The organism is Pseudomonas sp. UBA3153 (assembly GCF_002364635.1).
Classification (GTDB): Bacteria; Pseudomonadota; Gammaproteobacteria; order Pseudomonadales; family Pseudomonadaceae; genus Pseudomonas_O; species Pseudomonas_O kuykendallii.
This window is the reverse complement of sequence record NZ_DEYR01000061.1, coordinates 85,383-100,475: the sequence shown is the minus strand read 5'-3', so window position 1 is coordinate 100,475 and position 15,093 is coordinate 85,383. Positions and strand designations below refer to the sequence as shown.

Sequence of the window (15,093 nt, the reverse complement as noted above, 5' to 3'; positions counted from 1 at the left end):
GCGGTCCTGTGCGGGCGCTATCGAGCGGCGAGCATAGCGAAAAGTCTGTCGCTACGCCCGCCGCCTCACTCGCCGTTGCGAAAGCGCGACCAGACGTCGTCGCGCACGCTGGCGTGGCCGTCCGGCAACGGGTCCAGGGCGAACAGCCGGCGCTTGGTGTCGCGGTCCGGGTAGAGCCCCGGCAGGTCGCGCAGGGCCGGATCGACGAAGCCCTGCGCATCGGCGTTCGGGCTCGGGTAAAGGGTTTCCGCGCTGATCAGCGCGGCCACCTGCGGCTGCATCAGGTAGTCGATGAAGCGATGGGCCAGGTCGGCGTGCGGTGCGTTGGCCGGGATCACCAGGTTATCGATGAACAGCGCCGAGCCTTCCTCGGGAATCACGAAGCGCACCGGCTGCCCGGCCTTGGCGGCGGCAAGGGCGTCGCCAACCCAGGCCAGCGATACGCAGAGCCGGCCGTTCGCCAGGCCGTCGATGTAGCGCTCGCTGTCGACGTACTTCAGCCGCGGTCTCAGCGCGTTGAGGGTTTCGCCGGCGGCGCGCAGGCGAGTTGTCGAACTGCGCGCGAGGCTGTAACCGGTGTAGTTGAGGAGTATCGAGAGCACCTCGTCCGGCGCATCGATCACGCTCATTCCGCAGCCCGCCAGGCGCGCGCTCTGCACCGGGTCGAAGAGCAGGCTCCAGCTGTTCGGCAGCGGGCCTCCGTAGGCGGCCTCGGCTTTCGGCTGGTTGATCGCCAGGCCGACCGAACCCCACAGATAGGGCACCGCGTAACGGTTCTGCGGATCGAACGCGGCGAGTTTGTTCAGCAGCGGCTTGTCCAGGTGCCTGCGGTTCGGCAACCGGGCGAAATCCAGCGGCTGCAGACGCTTCTCGCGGATCAGCTTCGGCAACGCGTCGTGGGACGGCACGGCGACGTCGATGGCGTCGCCGGCATGCAGACGCTGCAGCAGTTCCTCGGCGGTGGCGTAGGTGTGGTAGTCGACGTGGATGCCGCTGTCGCGCTCGAAGTTTTCCAGTACCTGCGGCGCGATGTAGTCGTTCCAGTTGTAGACGGTGATGCTGGGGCCGGACGGCGTGGACTCGGTGGCGAACGCCAGCAACGGCGTCAGGGCGAACAGCAGCGAGATACGGCGAAGCATTGAAACCCTCCCTGGTTGACGATGCGCGGCAAAGCGCCGCCGAGAACCGTCCGTTGCGGCGCGTGGCCAGGCGGTCTTCGACGTTGGCGGTGCCGGGAGGAACGCCGGCGAGGCCGGCGTCGGGCCCCTAGACGGTATGCAGGTACCAGTTGTATTCGAGGTCGGAGATCGAGTGCTCGAACTCTTCCAGCTCGCTTTCCTTGCAGGCGACGAAGATGTCGATGTAGTCGGGGCTGATGTACTTCGCCATCACCTCGCTGTCGTCCAGCTCGCGCAATGCATCGCGCAGGTTGTTCGGCAGGCTCTGCTCGTTCTGCTCGTAGGAGTTGCCCTCGATCGGCTCGCCCGGCTCGATCTCGTTGGTCAGCCCGTGGTGCACGCCGGCCAGCAGCGCCGCCATCAGCAGGTACGGGTTGGCATCCGCGCCGGCGACGCGTTGCTCGATACGCACCGCTTCCGGGCTACCGGTCGGCACGCGCAACGCCACGGTACGGTTGTCGAGCCCCCAGCATGGCGAATTCGGCACGTAGAACTGCGCGCCGAAGCGGCGGTAGGAGTTCACGTTCGGGCAGAGGAAGGCCATCGAGGCGCCCATGGTCTCCAGCACACCGCCGATCGCGTGACGCAAAGCGGCGTTCTGCTGGGGATCATCGCTGGCGAAGATGTTCTTGCCGTCTTTGTCGAGGATCGAGATGTGCACGTGCAGGCCGTTGCCTGCCTGGCCCGGGTAGGGCTTGGCCATGAAGGTGGTGTCCATCTCATGGTCGTAGGCGATGTTCTTGATCAGCCGCTTGAGCAGCACCGCGTAGTCGCAGGCCTTGATCGGATCGGCGACGTGGTGGAGGTTGACTTCGAACTGCGCCGGGGCACTTTCCTTGACGATGGCGTCGGCCGGGATGCCCTGCTCCTTGGCGCCTTCGAGGATGTCCTGGAGGCAGTCGACGTATTCGTCCAGGTCGTCGATCAGGTAGACCTGGGTCGAGTGCGGGCGTTTGCCTGAGATCGGCGAGCGCGGCGGCTGCGGACGGCCGTTCACGTTCTCCTGGTCGATGAGGTAGAACTCCAGCTCGAACGCCGCGCAAATGGTCAGGCCCATCGCGTCGAACTTCTCCACCACCTGGCGCAGCACCTCGCGCGGGTCGGCGAAGAACGGCTTGCCGTCGAGCTCGTGCATGGTCATCAGCAGCTGCGCGGTGGGGCGCTTCTGCCAGGGCTCGTTGCTCAGGGTATTGGGGATCGGAAAGCAGATGCGATCGGCGTCGCCGATGTCCAGGCCGAGGCCGGTGCTTTCTACGGTGGAGCCGTTGATATCGAGGGCGAAGAGCGAGGCGGGGAGGTTGATGCCCTTTTCGTAAACCTTGTGGAGGCTGGTTCGTTCGATGCGCTTGCCGCGCACCACGCCATTCATATCTGCGATCAGGAGGTCGACGAACAGGACCTCAGGATGTTCCTTAAGGAATGCGTTCGCTTCGTTGAGCTGAACGGCACGCGGGGGTACCGACATGATGCAACACCTATATTGTTAAAAATATCAATCATGCGACTGATGTGAAGGGAGTCAATCCGAATCCCCCTGTGATGTCAATAGTGCCCCATATTGCCCTAAAAAGGAGCCTTGCGGCCATCTTTGGGGCGTTTCAGGGCATTGCGATGGGCCTGAAAACCCGGTTTACAGCGCCGCCCGACACGGGTGTGTTATATTTTTTACAGAAGTGTTGTGTAAAAAAATGAACAACGCTACTCTCCGGGAGAACCCCAGACAGCAAACAATCGGGTGTCCCATGCCTCGCCTGCCGTTGATCGGCGTCACCGCGTGCACCAAGCAGATCGGCCTCCATCCCTATCATATCGCCGGCGACAAATATGTCCGCGCGGTGGCCGTCGGTGCCCAGGGTTTGCCCCTGATCATCCCTTCGCTGGCCGAGCTGATCGACCAGCCGACCCTGTTGGAAAATCTAGACGGTCTGTTGTTCACCGGCTCGCCTTCCAACGTCGAACCTCATTATTACGGTGGCCCCGCCAGCGCGCCCGGTACGCCCCACGACAGCCTGCGCGACCGCACCACGCTGCCGCTGATCCGCGCGGCACTGGCGGCCGGCGTGCCGATCCTCGGCATCTGCCGCGGCTTCCAGGAGATGAACGTCGCGCTCGGCGGCAGCCTGCACCAGAAGGTCCATGAGGCCGGCCCGTTCCAGGATCACCGCGAGCCGGAGAACGAGCCGGTCGAGGTGCAGTACGCGCCCAGTCATGCGCTGCATGTGCAGCCTGGTGGCGTGCTCGCCGGGCTCGGCCTGGCGGCGCAGATTCAGGTCAACTCCATCCACGGCCAGGGCATCGATCGCCTGGCGCCCGGCCTGCGCATAGAGGCCACGGCCCCCGACGGGCTGATCGAAGCCTTCTCCGCCATCGATGCACCGAGTTTCGCCCTCGGCGTGCAATGGCACCCGGAGTGGCAGGTGCTTTCAAATCCGGATTATCTCGCCATCTTCCAGGCCTTTGGTGAGGCTTGCAGGGAGAGGGCGGGGCAACGCTGAGCGACGACTTTCTGTGCTTTTTCCGTTGCGCTGACCACCCCGGTCGGCGCTACGCTGGGAGCTGCAGCGCTTGCCGCGACGCAAACAACCCTGAGGTCTTTATGACTACCAAGCTCGACCAGCTGACCAGCTGGCTGAAAGAACGCAAAATCACCGAAGTTGAATGCCTTATCGGCGACCTGACCGGGATCGCCCGGGGCAAGATCTCGCCGACCAACAAGTTCCTCGACGAGAAGGGCATGCGCCTTCCGGAGAGCGTGCTGTTGCAGACGGTCACCGGCGACTACGTCGAGGACGACATCTATTACAACCTGCTCGACCCGGCGGACATCGACATGTTCTGCCGCCCGGACGAGAACGCGGTGTACCTGGTGCCCTGGGCCATCGAGCCCACCGCGATGGTCATCCACGACACCTTCGACAAGATGGGCAACCCCATCGAACTGTCGCCGCGCAACATCCTCAAGAAGATTCTCAAGCTCTACACCGACAAGGGCTGGCAGCCGATCGTGGCGCCGGAGATGGAGTTCTACCTGACCAAGCGTTGCGAAGATCCCGACCTGCCGCTGCAGGTGCCGCTGGGCCGCTCGGGGCGTCCGGAAACCGGGCGGCAGTCGTTCTCCATCGATGCGGCCAACGAGTTCGATCCGCTGTTCGAGGACATGTACGACTGGTGCGAGCTGCAGGGCCTGGACCTGGACACGCTGATCCACGAGGAAGGCCCGGCGCAGATGGAGATCAACTTCCGTCACGGCGACGCGCTGCACCTGGCCGACCAGATCCTGGTGTTCAAGCGGACCATGCGCGAGGCGGCGCTCAAGCACAACGTGGCCGCCACCTTCATGGCCAAGCCGATCACCGACGAGCCGGGCAGCGCGATGCACCTGCACCAGAGCATTGTCGACATCAAGACCGGCAAGAACATCTTCTCCAACGAAGACGGTTCGATGAGCGAGCTGTTCCTGCACCACATCGGCGGCCTGCAGAAATTCATCCCCGAGCTGCTGCCGCTGTTCGCCCCCAACGTGAACTCTTTCCGCCGCTTCCTGCCGGATACCTCGGCACCGGTGAACGTCGAGTGGGGCGAGGAGAACCGCACCGTCGGCCTGCGCGTGCCGGAGTCCAACCCGCAGAACCGCCGCGTGGAAAACCGCCTGGCCGGCGCCGACGCCAACCCGTACCTGGCCATCGCCGCCAGCCTGCTGTGCGGCTACATCGGCATGGTCGAGGGCATCCGGCCGAGCGCGCCGGTCAAGGGCCGCGGCTATGAGCGCCGCAACCTGCGCCTGCCGCTGACCATCGAGGACGCCCTCGAGCACATGGAAGGCTGCAAGGCCCTGGAGAAATATCTCGGCGCCAAGTTCATCACCGGCTACGTGGCGGTGAAGCGCGCCGAGCATGAAAACTACAAGCGGGTGATCAGCTCCTGGGAACGCGAGTTCCTGCTGCTCTCGGTCTGACCCGCCGGCTGCCGCCCCGCGCGGCGGCCAACCGCAATCAGGAGGAATGTCCATGCAACCGATCAAGAATGCGCAGACCCAGCAGTGGCAAGCGCTCAGCCGCGATCACCATCTGCCGCCGTTCACCGATTACAAGCAGCTCAACGCCAAGGGCGCGCGGATCATCACCCGCGCCGACGGCGTCTACATCTGGGACAGCGAGGGCAACAAGATCCTCGACGGCATGGCCGGCCTGTGGTGCGTCAACGTCGGTTACGGGCGCAAGGAACTGGCCGATGCGGCCTACAAGCAGATGCAGGAGCTGCCGTTCTACAACCTGTTCTTCCAGACCGCCCACCCGCCGGTGATCGAACTGGCCAAGGCGATCGCCGACATCGCCCCGGAAGGCATGAACCACGTGTTCTTCACCGGTTCCGGCTCGGAAGCCAACGACACCGTGCTGCGCATGGTCCGTCACTACTGGGCGACCAAGGGCAAGCCGTCGAAGAAGGTGGTGATCGGCCGCTGGAACGGCTACCACGGCTCCACCGTCGCCGGCGTCAGCCTGGGCGGAATGAAGGCCCTGCACGGTCAGGGCGATCTGCCGATTCCCGGCATCGTCCACATCGACCAGCCGTACTGGTACGGGGAAGGCGGCGACCTGTCGGCCGAAGAATTCGGCATCAAGGTCGCCGAGCAACTGGAGCAGAAGATTCACGAGCTCGGCGTGGACAACGTCGCGGCCTTCATCGCCGAGCCGATCCAGGGCGCCGGCGGGGTCATCGTGCCGCCGGATTCCTACTGGCCGAAGATTCGCGAAATCCTCGCCCGCTACGACATCCTGTTCGTCGCCGACGAGGTCATCTGTGGCTTCGGCCGCACCGGCGAATGGTTCGGCAGCCAGTACTATGGCAATGCGCCGGACCTGATGCCGATCGCCAAGGGCCTGACCAGTGGCTACATCCCCATGGGCGGCGTGATCGTGCGCGACGAGATCGTCGAAGTGCTCAACCACGGCGGCGAGTTCTACCACGGCTTCACCTACTCCGGGCACCCGGTGGCGGCGGCGGTGGCGCTGGAAAACCTGCGCATCCTCAAGGAGGAACGCATCGTCGAAACGGTCAAGGCGGAAACGGCACCATACTTGCAAAAACGTTGGCAGGAGCTGGCTGATCACCCGCTGGTGGGCGAAGCCCGCGGCGTTGGCATGGTCGGTGCGCTGGAGCTGGTGAAGAACAAGGCGACCCGCGAGCGCTTCGGCGACCTGGGCGTCGGCATGCAATGCCGCGAACACTGCTTCAACAACGGTCTGATCATGCGGGCCGTCGGCGACACCATGATCATTTCGCCGCCGCTGGTGATCAGCAAGGCGGAGATCGATGAACTGGTGACCAAGGCGCGCACCTGCCTCGACCTCACTGCCAACGCCGTGCTGGGTTGAGGGGCGAGGGCGCGGGAATGACTTTTGCCTCGGCGAACGTTGTAAACGCGCCCCGTCCCTTGCCAGACTGCGCAGGCGCTGGTCGGGCTCACCCTGGGGGTGACGGGAGCCAGGCTCGGACTTTTCAGACAACAGGAGCTGTAGGCATGAAAAAAATCGGCAAGACCCTTCTCGCCTTGTCCCTCGCGGGCATGGCGTTCAGCGCGGCGCAGGCCGACGACAAAGTCCTCCACGTGTACAACTGGTCCGACTACATCGCCGAAGACACCATCGCCAAGTTCACCGCGGAAACCGGCATCAAGGTCGTCTACGACGTCTACGACAGCAACGAAGTGCTCGAAGCCAAGCTGCTCGCCGGCAAGGCCGGTTACGACGTGGTAGTGCCGTCCAACTCCTTCCTGGCCAAGCAGATCAAGGCCGGCGTCTACCAGCCGCTGGACAAGTCCAAGCTGCCGAACTGGAAGAACCTCAACCCCGACCTGATGAAAACCCTGGAAATCAGCGACCCGGGCAACCAGTACGCGATTCCCTACCTGTGGGGCACCATCGGCATCGGCTACAACGCCGACAAGGTCAAGGCCGCGCTGGGCGACAACGCGCCGGTCAATTCCTGGGACCTGGTGTTCAAGCCGGAAAACATCGCCAAGCTCAAGGGCTGCGGCGTGAGCTTCCTCGATTCGCCGACCGAAATCCTGCCGGCCGCCCTGCACTACCTGGGCTACAAGTCGGACAGCCAGGACCCCAAGGAGCTCAAGGAAGCCGAGGCGCTGTTCCTCAAGGTGCGTCCGTCGATCACCTATTTCCACTCCTCGAAGTACATCGGCGACCTCGCCAACGGCAACATCTGCGTGGCCATCGGTTACTCGGGCGACATCTACCAGGCCAAATCCCGCGCCGAAGAAGCCAAGAACGGCGTGAAGGTGCTGTACAACATCCCGAAAGAAGGCGCCGGTGCCTTCTTCGACACCGTGGCGATTCCGAAAGACGCGGAAAACCCGGAAGGCGCGCTGAAGTTCATCAACTTCCTGCTCAAGCCGGACGTGATCGCCGAGATCAGCAACTACGTGTCCTACCCCAACGGCAACGCCGCCGCCACCGAACTGGTGGACGAGGCGATCCGCACAGACCCGGGCATCTACCCGACGCCTGAGGTGATGAAGCAGCTCTACGCCTTCCCGGACCTGCCGGCGAAAGTGCAGCGCGCGATGACCCGCAGCTGGACCGCCATCAAGTCGGGCAAGTAAGCAGCAATGGTCTCCGGCGCGTTCTGCCAACAGCGGAGCGTTCGCCGGCGGCCGTGACGTGCCGCGGCGCCAGCTGCGGCGTTCCACCCCTCGCACACGGCGTCCGCCAGGCGGAGACCGGAATGCGTGCAAGGCTGACCGCGAACCGGGCCGCGAGGCTCCGACGACTGACCAAGGAACGAGGAAATACGTGTGAAAATCGATTTCCACAAAACGCTGCTCGGCGCCGCCATGACCCTCGGGTTGATCGCCACCGCCCAGGCCGAATCCACCGTCCACATCTACAACTGGTCCGACTACATCGGCGAAACCACCCTCGCCGACTTCGAGAAGGCCACCGGCATCAAGCCGATCTATGACGTCTTCGACTCCAACGAAACCCTCGAAGGCAGGCTGCTCGCCGGCCGCACCGGGTTCGACGTGGTCGTGCCGTCCAACCACTTCCTCGGCAAGCAGATCAAGGCCGGGGCATTCCAGAGGCTCGACAAGTCGCAGCTGCCCAACTGGAAGAATCTCGATCCCAAGCTGCTCAAGCAGCTCGAGGTCAACGACCCCGGCAACCAGTACGCGGTGCCGTACATGTGGGGCACCACCGGCATCGGCTACAACGTCGACAAGATCAAGGAAGCGCTCGGCGTCGACCACATCGACTCCTGGGCCACCGTGTTCGAGCCGGAAAACATGAAGAAGCTGAGCAAGTGCGGCGTGTCCTTCCTCGATTCCGGGGATGAAGTGCTGCCGGCGATGCTCAACTACATGGGCATGTCCCCGGCCAGCCAGAGCGCCGAGGAATACAAGAAGGCCGAGGCCAAGCTGCTCGCCGTGCGCCCCTACGTGACCTATTTCCACTCCTCGAAGTACATCGGCGACCTGGCCAACGGCAACATCTGCGTCGCGGTGGGCTTCTCCGGCGACATCTTCCAGGCCAAGTCGCGCGCCGAAGAGGCCGGCAAGGGCGTCAACATCGCCTACGCCATCCCCAAGGAAGGCGCCAACCTGTGGTTCGACATGATGGCGATCCCGGCCGACGCGAAGAACGTCAAGGAGGCGCACGCCTTCATGAACTACATCATGCAGCCGGAGGTGGTGGCGAAGATCAGCGACTACGTCGGCTACGCCAACCCGACTCCGGCGTCCGGCCCGCTGATGGACCAGGAGGTCCTGAACAACCCCGGTATCTATCCGCCGCAGGAGGTCCTCGACAAGCTCTACGTGCAGGCCGAGCTTCCGCCCAAGGTCCTGCGCATGCAGACCCGTAGCTGGACCACCATCAAGACTGGCAAGTGAGTGTCCGCCCGGCCTTCTGGCCGGGCTCTATTTTTCCCGGGAGTTAGCCCATGGCCGTTGCCTCCAGCGCCTACAAGAAAGCCCTCGAGGGCGACCAGCAGCCGAAAGAAGTGCTGGTGAAAATAGACCGCATCACCAAGAAATTCGATGAAACCGTCGCCGTCGACGACGTCTCGCTGACCATCAACCGCGGCGAGATATTCGCCCTGCTGGGCGGCTCGGGCTCGGGCAAGTCGACGCTGCTGCGCATGCTCGCCGGCTTCGAGCGGCCCACCGAGGGGCGCATCCTGCTGGACGGCGTGGACATCACCGACATGCCGCCCTACGAGCGGCCGATCAACATGATGTTCCAGTCATACGCGCTGTTCCCGCACATGACCGTGGCGCAGAACATCGCCTTCGGCCTCAAGCAGGACAAGCTGTCCAAGGAGCAGATCGACGAGCGCGTCGAGGAAATGCTCAAGCTGGTGCACATGACCCAGTACGCCAAGCGCAAGCCGCACCAGCTCTCCGGCGGCCAGCGCCAGCGCGTGGCGCTGGCCCGTTCGCTGGCCAAGCGGCCGAAGCTGTTGCTGCTCGACGAGCCGATGGGCGCGCTGGACAAGAAGCTGCGCTCGCAGATGCAGCTCGAGCTGGTGCAGATCATCGAGCGCGTCGGCGTGACCTGCGTAATGGTGACCCACGACCAGGAAGAGGCCATGACCATGGCCCAGCGGATCGCCATCATGCACCTCGGCTGGATCGCCCAGATCGGCAGCCCGGTGGACATCTACGAGACCCCGGCGAGTCGGCTGGTCTGCGAGTTCATCGGCAACGTCAACCTGTTCGACGGCGAGATCGTCACCGATGACGCCGACCACGCGGTGATCGACTGTCCCGCCCTGGACAACCCGATCTACATCGGCCACGGCATCAGTACCCGCGCCCAGGAAACCAGGATGACCTACGCCCTGCGTCCGGAAAAACTGCTGATCGCCAGCCAGCTGCCGGCCGATCACGAACACCCGACCTACAACTGGTCCAACGGTATCGTGCACGACATCGCCTACCTCGGCGGCCACTCGGTGTACTACATCAAGCTGGCGTCCGGGCAGATCGTCCAGGCCTTCATCGCCAACGCCGAGCGTCGCGGCAAGCGGCCGACCTGGGACGATCCGGTCGTGGTCTACTGGGAGGACGATAGCGGCGTGGTGCTGCAGTCATGAGCAAACTCACGAACCCACTCAATGACCGCGGGATCGTGGTCGTCGCGGCGGCGCTGGTGATCATCGGCGCGGTGACGCTGCTCAATCTGATCGGTCCGGCCGGGACCTTCTGGCAGGCGCTCGGGCTGTCGATCAACCAGATCTGCACGCTGCTGGTGGTGCTGGCGACCGTGGCCGCGGTGTATGTCGGCGTGGCGCTGCTGTTCAGCCGCTTCAGCCACCTGAATCCGGGGCGCGCGGCGGTGGTCAGCGGGCCGTTCCTGTGGCTGTTCCTGTTCTTCCTGCTGCCGTTCTTCATCGTCCTGAAGATCAGCTTCGCCGAAGCCGACGTGGCGATCCCGCCGTATACCGAGATCTACAGCTACGCCGAGCAGAAGCTGGAAATTATCCTCAACCTGGGCAACTACCTGTTCCTCACCGAGGACGAGCTGTACCTGGCGGCGTACCTCGGCTCGTTGAAGATGGCGGCGATCAGCACCGTCGTCTGCCTGCTGATCGGCTACCCGATGGCCTACGCCATGGCGCGGGCGAAGAAGGAGTCGCAGACCACGCTGCTGCTGCTGATCATGATGCCGACCTGGACCGCGATCCTGATCCGCGTCTACGCCTGGATGGGCATCCTCAGCAGCAACGGCCTGCTCAATGGCTTCCTGCTCGACATCGGCCTGATCGATACACCGCTGCGGATTCTCAACACCAACCTGGCGGTATACATCGGCGTGGTCTATTCGTACCTGCCGTTCATGATCCTGCCCCTCTTCGCAAACCTGGTGAAGCACGACCACAGCCTGCTGGAAGCCGCGTCCGACCTGGGCTCGAGCAATCTGAACAACTTCTGGAAGATCACCGTGCCGCTGTCGAAGAACGGCATCATCGCCGGCAGCATGCTGGTGTTCATCCCGGTGGTCGGCGAGTTCGTCATCCCCGAACTGCTCGGCGGGCCGGAGACGCTGATGATCGGCAAGGTGCTCTGGCAGGAGTTCTTCAACAACCGCGACTGGCCGGTTGCGTCCGCCCTGGCGGTGGTGATGTTGGCGGTGCTGATCGTGCCGATCATCCTCTTCAACAGGAACCAGGCCAAAGAGCTGGAGGGCAAGGCATGAAGAACTTCCGCCTGACCACGCTCATGCTCTGGGCCGGACTACTGTTCATCTATGCGCCCATGCTGATCCTGGTGATCTACTCGTTCAACGCGTCCAAGCTGGTCACCGTATGGGGCGGCTGGTCCGTGAAGTGGTACGCCGGTCTGCTCGACAACAGCCAGCTGATGGGCGCGGTAATGCGCTCTCTGGAGATCGCCTGCTACACCGCCATCGCGGCGGTGGTGCTGGGCACCATGGCGGCCTTCGTGCTCACCCGCATCCCGCAGTTCCGCGGGCGCACGCTGTTCGGTGGCCTGGTCACCGCGCCGTTGGTGATGCCGGAAGTGATCACCGGTCTGTCGTTGCTGCTGCTCTTCGTGGCCATGGCGCAACTGATTGGCTGGCCTCAGGAGCGCGGCATCGTCACCATCTGGATCGCCCATACCACGTTCTGCGCGTCCTACGTGGCGATCGTGGTGTCGGCGCGGCTGCGCGAGCTGGACCTGTCCATTGAGGAAGCGGCGATGGACCTCGGCGCGCGGCCGTGGAAAGTGTTCCTGCTGATCACCATTCCGATGATCGCGCCGTCCCTGGCGGCGGGCGGCATGATGTCCTTCGCGCTGTCGCTCGATGACCTGGTGCTCGCCAGCTTCGTGTCCGGGCCCGGCTCCACGACCCTGCCGATGGAGGTGTTCTCCGCCGTGCGCCTGGGCGTGAAGCCGGAGATCAACGCCGTCGCCAGCCTGATCCTGTTGGTGGTGTCGATCTTCACCTTTTTCGCCTGGTTCTTCGCCCGACGCGCCGAGGAGAAGCGCAAGCGCGCGATCCAGCAGGCGATGGAAGCGGAAACCGGCGGGCAGAGCTGGCGTCCGCAGGCGGCGCCTGTGTCGCCGCCCAGCCAGGGCTGAGTCGACCGCCACGGAAAAGGGCCACGCGAGTGGCCCTTTTTTCATCCGGCGAACGGCACCGTGTCAGCTGCGGTCGGCCAGCACGCCGATCAGGAAGAACACCAGCAGCAACACCGGCGCCAGCGTGTAGTTGTTGAAGTAGCCGAGGCCCTTGGCCACCCAGGGCGTGAAGAAGACCATCGCCAGGCCATAGCCCACGGCGCAGACCAGCACGAAGATCAGCGTGCGCAGGACGAAGTTCAGGCTGCCGACCGAGCGTTGCACCCAGGCGTTGATCGACGGGCCGAACTGCACCAGCAGCGTCGCCATCAGCGCCATGGCGATCTCGGAAAGGTGCCCGCGGCACCAGCGCGAGAGGGTGGCGATCAGGTCGAGTACGAAGTCCATGCATGCTCCTTGAGTGGGGGTGGACGGGGCGCGCTCAGGTCCGTGCACGGTCCGGCGAGCGAGGGTCGGGAAGGCGAAAAACCCAGGGCGTGGAGTTTACGGGGTGCCAATGCGCATTACCCGCTCCGCTCGCCCTGCGCACCGCGCTGAAATGCGTCTGCCGCAAGCCGCTTTTCGACACACTCATGTGGGCGCCTGGACCTTCAGGGCAGGAAGCGCTGCAGCAGATCGTTAAGGAACAGCTGGCCATGCGCGGTGGGCCGCAGCCGGCCCCGGTCTTCATCCAGCAGGCCGGCCTGGCGTGCCCCGGCGCAGGCACTGGCGATGCTCGACAGCGGCAGGCCGGTGCGTTCGGTGAAGCGCTCGGCCGGCACGCCATCGACCAGGCGCAGGGCGTTCATCATGAACTCGAACGGCAGGTCCTCGGCGAGCAGCCGCTTCTCGCCGGCCTGGAAGGGTTTGCCGGCATCCAGGTAATCCTTCGGCAGACGGGTCTTCCAGGTGCGGCGGATATCGCCGTTCGGGCCGCTGAGCTTGGCGTGGGCGCCGGCGCCGATGCCGAGGAAGTCGCCAAAGCTCCAGTAGTTCAGGTTGTGCCGCGCCTGGCGCCCGGGCCGGGCGTAGGCCGAGGTTTCGTACTGCACATAGCCGTGTTCGGCGAGCAGCGCCTGGCCGGCTTCCTGGATATCCCACAGGGTGTCGTCCTCGGGCAGCTCCGGCGGCTGACTCCAGAACACCGTGTTCGGCTCCATGGTCAGCTGATACCAGGACAGGTGCGTCGGCGCCTGGGCGATGGCGATGCGCAGGTCGGCCAGCGCGTCCTCCAGCGACTGCTGCGGCAGGCCGTGCATGAGGTCGAGGTTGAAGTTGTCAAAGCCGGCGGCGCGGGCCATGTCGGCGGCGCGGATTGCCTCGTCGCCGTCGTGGATACGCCCCAGCGCCTTGAGCTTCGCGGCCTGGAAACTCTGCACGCCGATCGACAGGCGATTGATGCCCAGCGCGCGGTAGTCGACGAACTTGGCCTGCTCGAAGGTGCCGGGGTTGGCTTCCAGGGTGATCTCGATGTCGTCGGCGAACGGCACGCGACGCTCGACGCCGCGCAGCAGACGCCCCAGCGCGCGGGCGGAAAACAGGCTCGGGGTGCCGCCGCCGAAGAAGATCGAACTCAGCGGACGGCCGTGGACATGGACCAGATCGAGCTCAAGGTCCGCCAGCAGGGCATCGACGTAGGCGTCTTCCGGAAGCTCGGGGCCGGCGGCGTGGGAGTTGAAGTCGCAGTACGGGCATTTGCGCACGCACCAGGGAATATGGATGTACAGCGCCAGGGGCGGGAACTGGAAACCTGTGCCCTGGCTCCGACTCCCCGCGCCCTTCGCGGCAGGCGGAGAGGGCGTCGACTTCATGCCAGGCCCAGGCGCTGCTTCAACAGCGCCATCGCCAGCGCGCGGTGGCTGATCTGGTTCTTCTCGACCGGGCCCAGCTCGGCGCTGGAGCAGTCGCGCTCCGGCACCCAGAACAGCGGGTCATAGCCGAAGCCGTGGGCGCCGCGCGCTTCGTTGAGGATGCGGCCGTGCCAGAGCCCTTCGCAGAGGATCGGCAACGGGTCGTCGGCATGCCGCACCAGCGCCAGGCAGCAGACGAACTGAGCGCCGCGCTCGGCCTCCGGCACGTCCTTGAGCGCCAGCAGTAGCTTGGCGTTGTTCGCCGCATCGCCCTGGCCGTCGGCATAGCGCGCCGAGTAGATGCCCGGCGCGCCGCCGAGGACGTCCACCGCCAGCCCGGAGTCGTCGGCCAGCGCCGGCAATCCGGACAGCCGCGCGGCGTTGCGCGCCTTGAGGATGGCGTTCTCGACGAACGACAGGCCGGTTTCCTCCGGTTCCACCGGGCTGAACTCGCCCACCGAGCGCAGCTTCACGCTGGCGCCGAGCATGGCCTGGAGTTCCTTGAGTTTGCCGGCGTTGTGGCTGGCGAGGACCAGTTCGTTGAACATGTTCATTCGTCCGGAAAGATTTCCTGGGAGAAGTCGAGGCTTTGCTCGGCGCCGCCGGCGGCTTTGACCTTCAGCGAGAAGGCGAGCATTTCCCGCGACTCGATGGGGAACTGCGCCAGGTAGTAGATCGACTCGCCCTCCCGGACCTGGCGGAAGGTCAGCGCGGTGCGCTTGCCGAGCAGGTCCTTCACCTCGCCACGCACCTCGCCGGCGGCGGGCTTGCCGGCCTCGACCAGGGCGACGTTGAGCACACCCTGCTGCTTGCTGCGCACCAGGCCGGCCGCGGCGGCCACGTCCGGCTGCAGGAAGCTGGAGTTGAACGCACTGTAATGCACGTCCAGCGCGCCGAAGCTTTGCTTGCGTTCAGCCAGCGCTGGCACGGCGAGGCAGAGGGCTACGAGGAACAGGGTCAGGCGGCGCATGGTCGGGGCTCCAGG

Annotated in this window: 14 protein-coding genes; 8 read left to right on the top strand and 6 right to left on the bottom strand. The window is 64.7% G+C overall.

The window, feature by feature from the left end; translation table 11 throughout:
- Nucleotides 1–65: 65 nt before the first annotated feature.
- Together B2X67_RS14350 and B2X67_RS14345 are read right to left on the bottom strand one after the other, a co-directional pair.
- Nucleotides 66–1,139, bottom strand: a complete 1,074-nt coding sequence (locus B2X67_RS14350; protein WP_286785904.1) for an extracellular solute-binding protein — start codon at nt 1,137–1,139, stop codon at nt 66–68.
- A 127-nt stretch (nt 1,140–1,266) separates the two neighbouring features.
- Nucleotides 1,267–2,643 carry a glutamine synthetase family protein gene (locus B2X67_RS14345; protein ID WP_090224849.1) on the bottom strand — a complete coding sequence of 459 codons (1,377 nt, stop codon included), beginning with the start codon at nt 2,641–2,643 and terminating at the stop codon, nt 1,267–1,269.
- A 277-nt stretch (nt 2,644–2,920) separates the two neighbouring features.
- Here B2X67_RS14345 and B2X67_RS14340 point away from each other — a divergent pair, with 277 nt between their 5' ends.
- The 8 genes from B2X67_RS14340 (at nt 2,921) to B2X67_RS14305 (ending at nt 12,279) form a co-directional block, all read left to right on the top strand.
- Nucleotides 2,921–3,673 carry a gamma-glutamyl-gamma-aminobutyrate hydrolase family protein gene (locus B2X67_RS14340; RefSeq protein ID WP_286785903.1) on the top strand — a complete coding sequence of 251 codons (753 nt, stop codon included), beginning with the start codon at nt 2,921–2,923 and terminating at the stop codon, nt 3,671–3,673.
- A gap of 101 nt (nt 3,674–3,774) precedes the next feature.
- Complete coding sequence (locus B2X67_RS14335) at nt 3,775–5,133, top strand: glutamine synthetase family protein (protein ID WP_090224852.1); 1,359 nt, start codon at nt 3,775–3,777, stop codon at nt 5,131–5,133.
- 52 nt (nt 5,134–5,185) lie between these two features.
- Nucleotides 5,186–6,553, top strand: a complete 1,368-nt coding sequence (locus B2X67_RS14330) for an aspartate aminotransferase family protein (RefSeq protein WP_376747771.1) — start codon at nt 5,186–5,188, stop codon at nt 6,551–6,553.
- 146 nt (nt 6,554–6,699) lie between these two features.
- On the top strand, nt 6,700–7,797 hold the full coding sequence (locus tag B2X67_RS14325) for a polyamine ABC transporter substrate-binding protein (protein WP_090224856.1): 1,098 nt from the start codon (nt 6,700–6,702) through the stop codon (nt 7,795–7,797).
- 231 nt (nt 7,798–8,028) lie between these two features.
- The gene (locus B2X67_RS14320; protein ID WP_286785918.1) at nt 8,029–9,084 is read left to right on the top strand and encodes a polyamine ABC transporter substrate-binding protein; all 1,056 of its coding nucleotides are present in this window, start codon (nt 8,029–8,031) and stop codon (nt 9,082–9,084) included.
- Between the two features lie 50 nt (nt 9,085–9,134).
- Nucleotides 9,135–10,289 (top strand): polyamine ABC transporter ATP-binding protein, encoded by a 1,155-nt coding sequence (potA, locus tag B2X67_RS14315; RefSeq protein WP_282339859.1) that lies wholly within the window; start codon nt 9,135–9,137, stop codon nt 10,287–10,289.
- A gap of 221 nt (nt 10,290–10,510) precedes the next feature.
- On the top strand, nt 10,511–11,392 hold the full coding sequence (locus B2X67_RS14310; RefSeq protein ID WP_282339926.1) for an ABC transporter permease subunit: 882 nt from the start codon (nt 10,511–10,513) through the stop codon (nt 11,390–11,392).
- A complete protein-coding gene (locus tag B2X67_RS14305; protein WP_282339860.1) occupies nt 11,389–12,279 on the top strand; it encodes an ABC transporter permease subunit in 891 nt (296 codons plus the stop codon). Before B2X67_RS14310 ends, B2X67_RS14305 begins: the two co-directional genes overlap by 4 nt.
- 63 nt (nt 12,280–12,342) lie before the next feature.
- On the opposite strand, the gene B2X67_RS14300 is transcribed toward B2X67_RS14305, so the two are convergent.
- The 4 genes from B2X67_RS14300 to B2X67_RS14285 form a co-directional block, all read right to left on the bottom strand.
- The gene (locus tag B2X67_RS14300) at nt 12,343–12,666 is read right to left on the bottom strand and encodes a DUF3392 domain-containing protein (protein WP_273233782.1); all 324 of its coding nucleotides are present in this window, start codon (nt 12,664–12,666) and stop codon (nt 12,343–12,345) included.
- Between the two features lie 203 nt (nt 12,667–12,869).
- Nucleotides 12,870–14,069, bottom strand: coding sequence for a radical SAM family heme chaperone HemW (gene hemW, locus B2X67_RS14295; RefSeq protein ID WP_286785901.1), 1,200 nt, complete (start codon nt 14,067–14,069; stop codon nt 12,870–12,872).
- Entirely contained in the window at nt 14,066–14,662 is a 597-nt protein-coding gene (rdgB, locus tag B2X67_RS14290; RefSeq protein ID WP_273233780.1) for an RdgB/HAM1 family non-canonical purine NTP pyrophosphatase, read from the bottom strand. Before rdgB ends, hemW begins: the two co-directional genes overlap by 4 nt.
- Complete coding sequence (locus B2X67_RS14285; RefSeq protein ID WP_273233779.1) at nt 14,659–15,078, bottom strand: DUF4426 domain-containing protein; 420 nt, start codon at nt 15,076–15,078, stop codon at nt 14,659–14,661. The genes rdgB and B2X67_RS14285 overlap by 4 nt, the downstream gene beginning before the upstream one ends.
- Nucleotides 15,079–15,093: the final 15 nt, after the last annotated feature.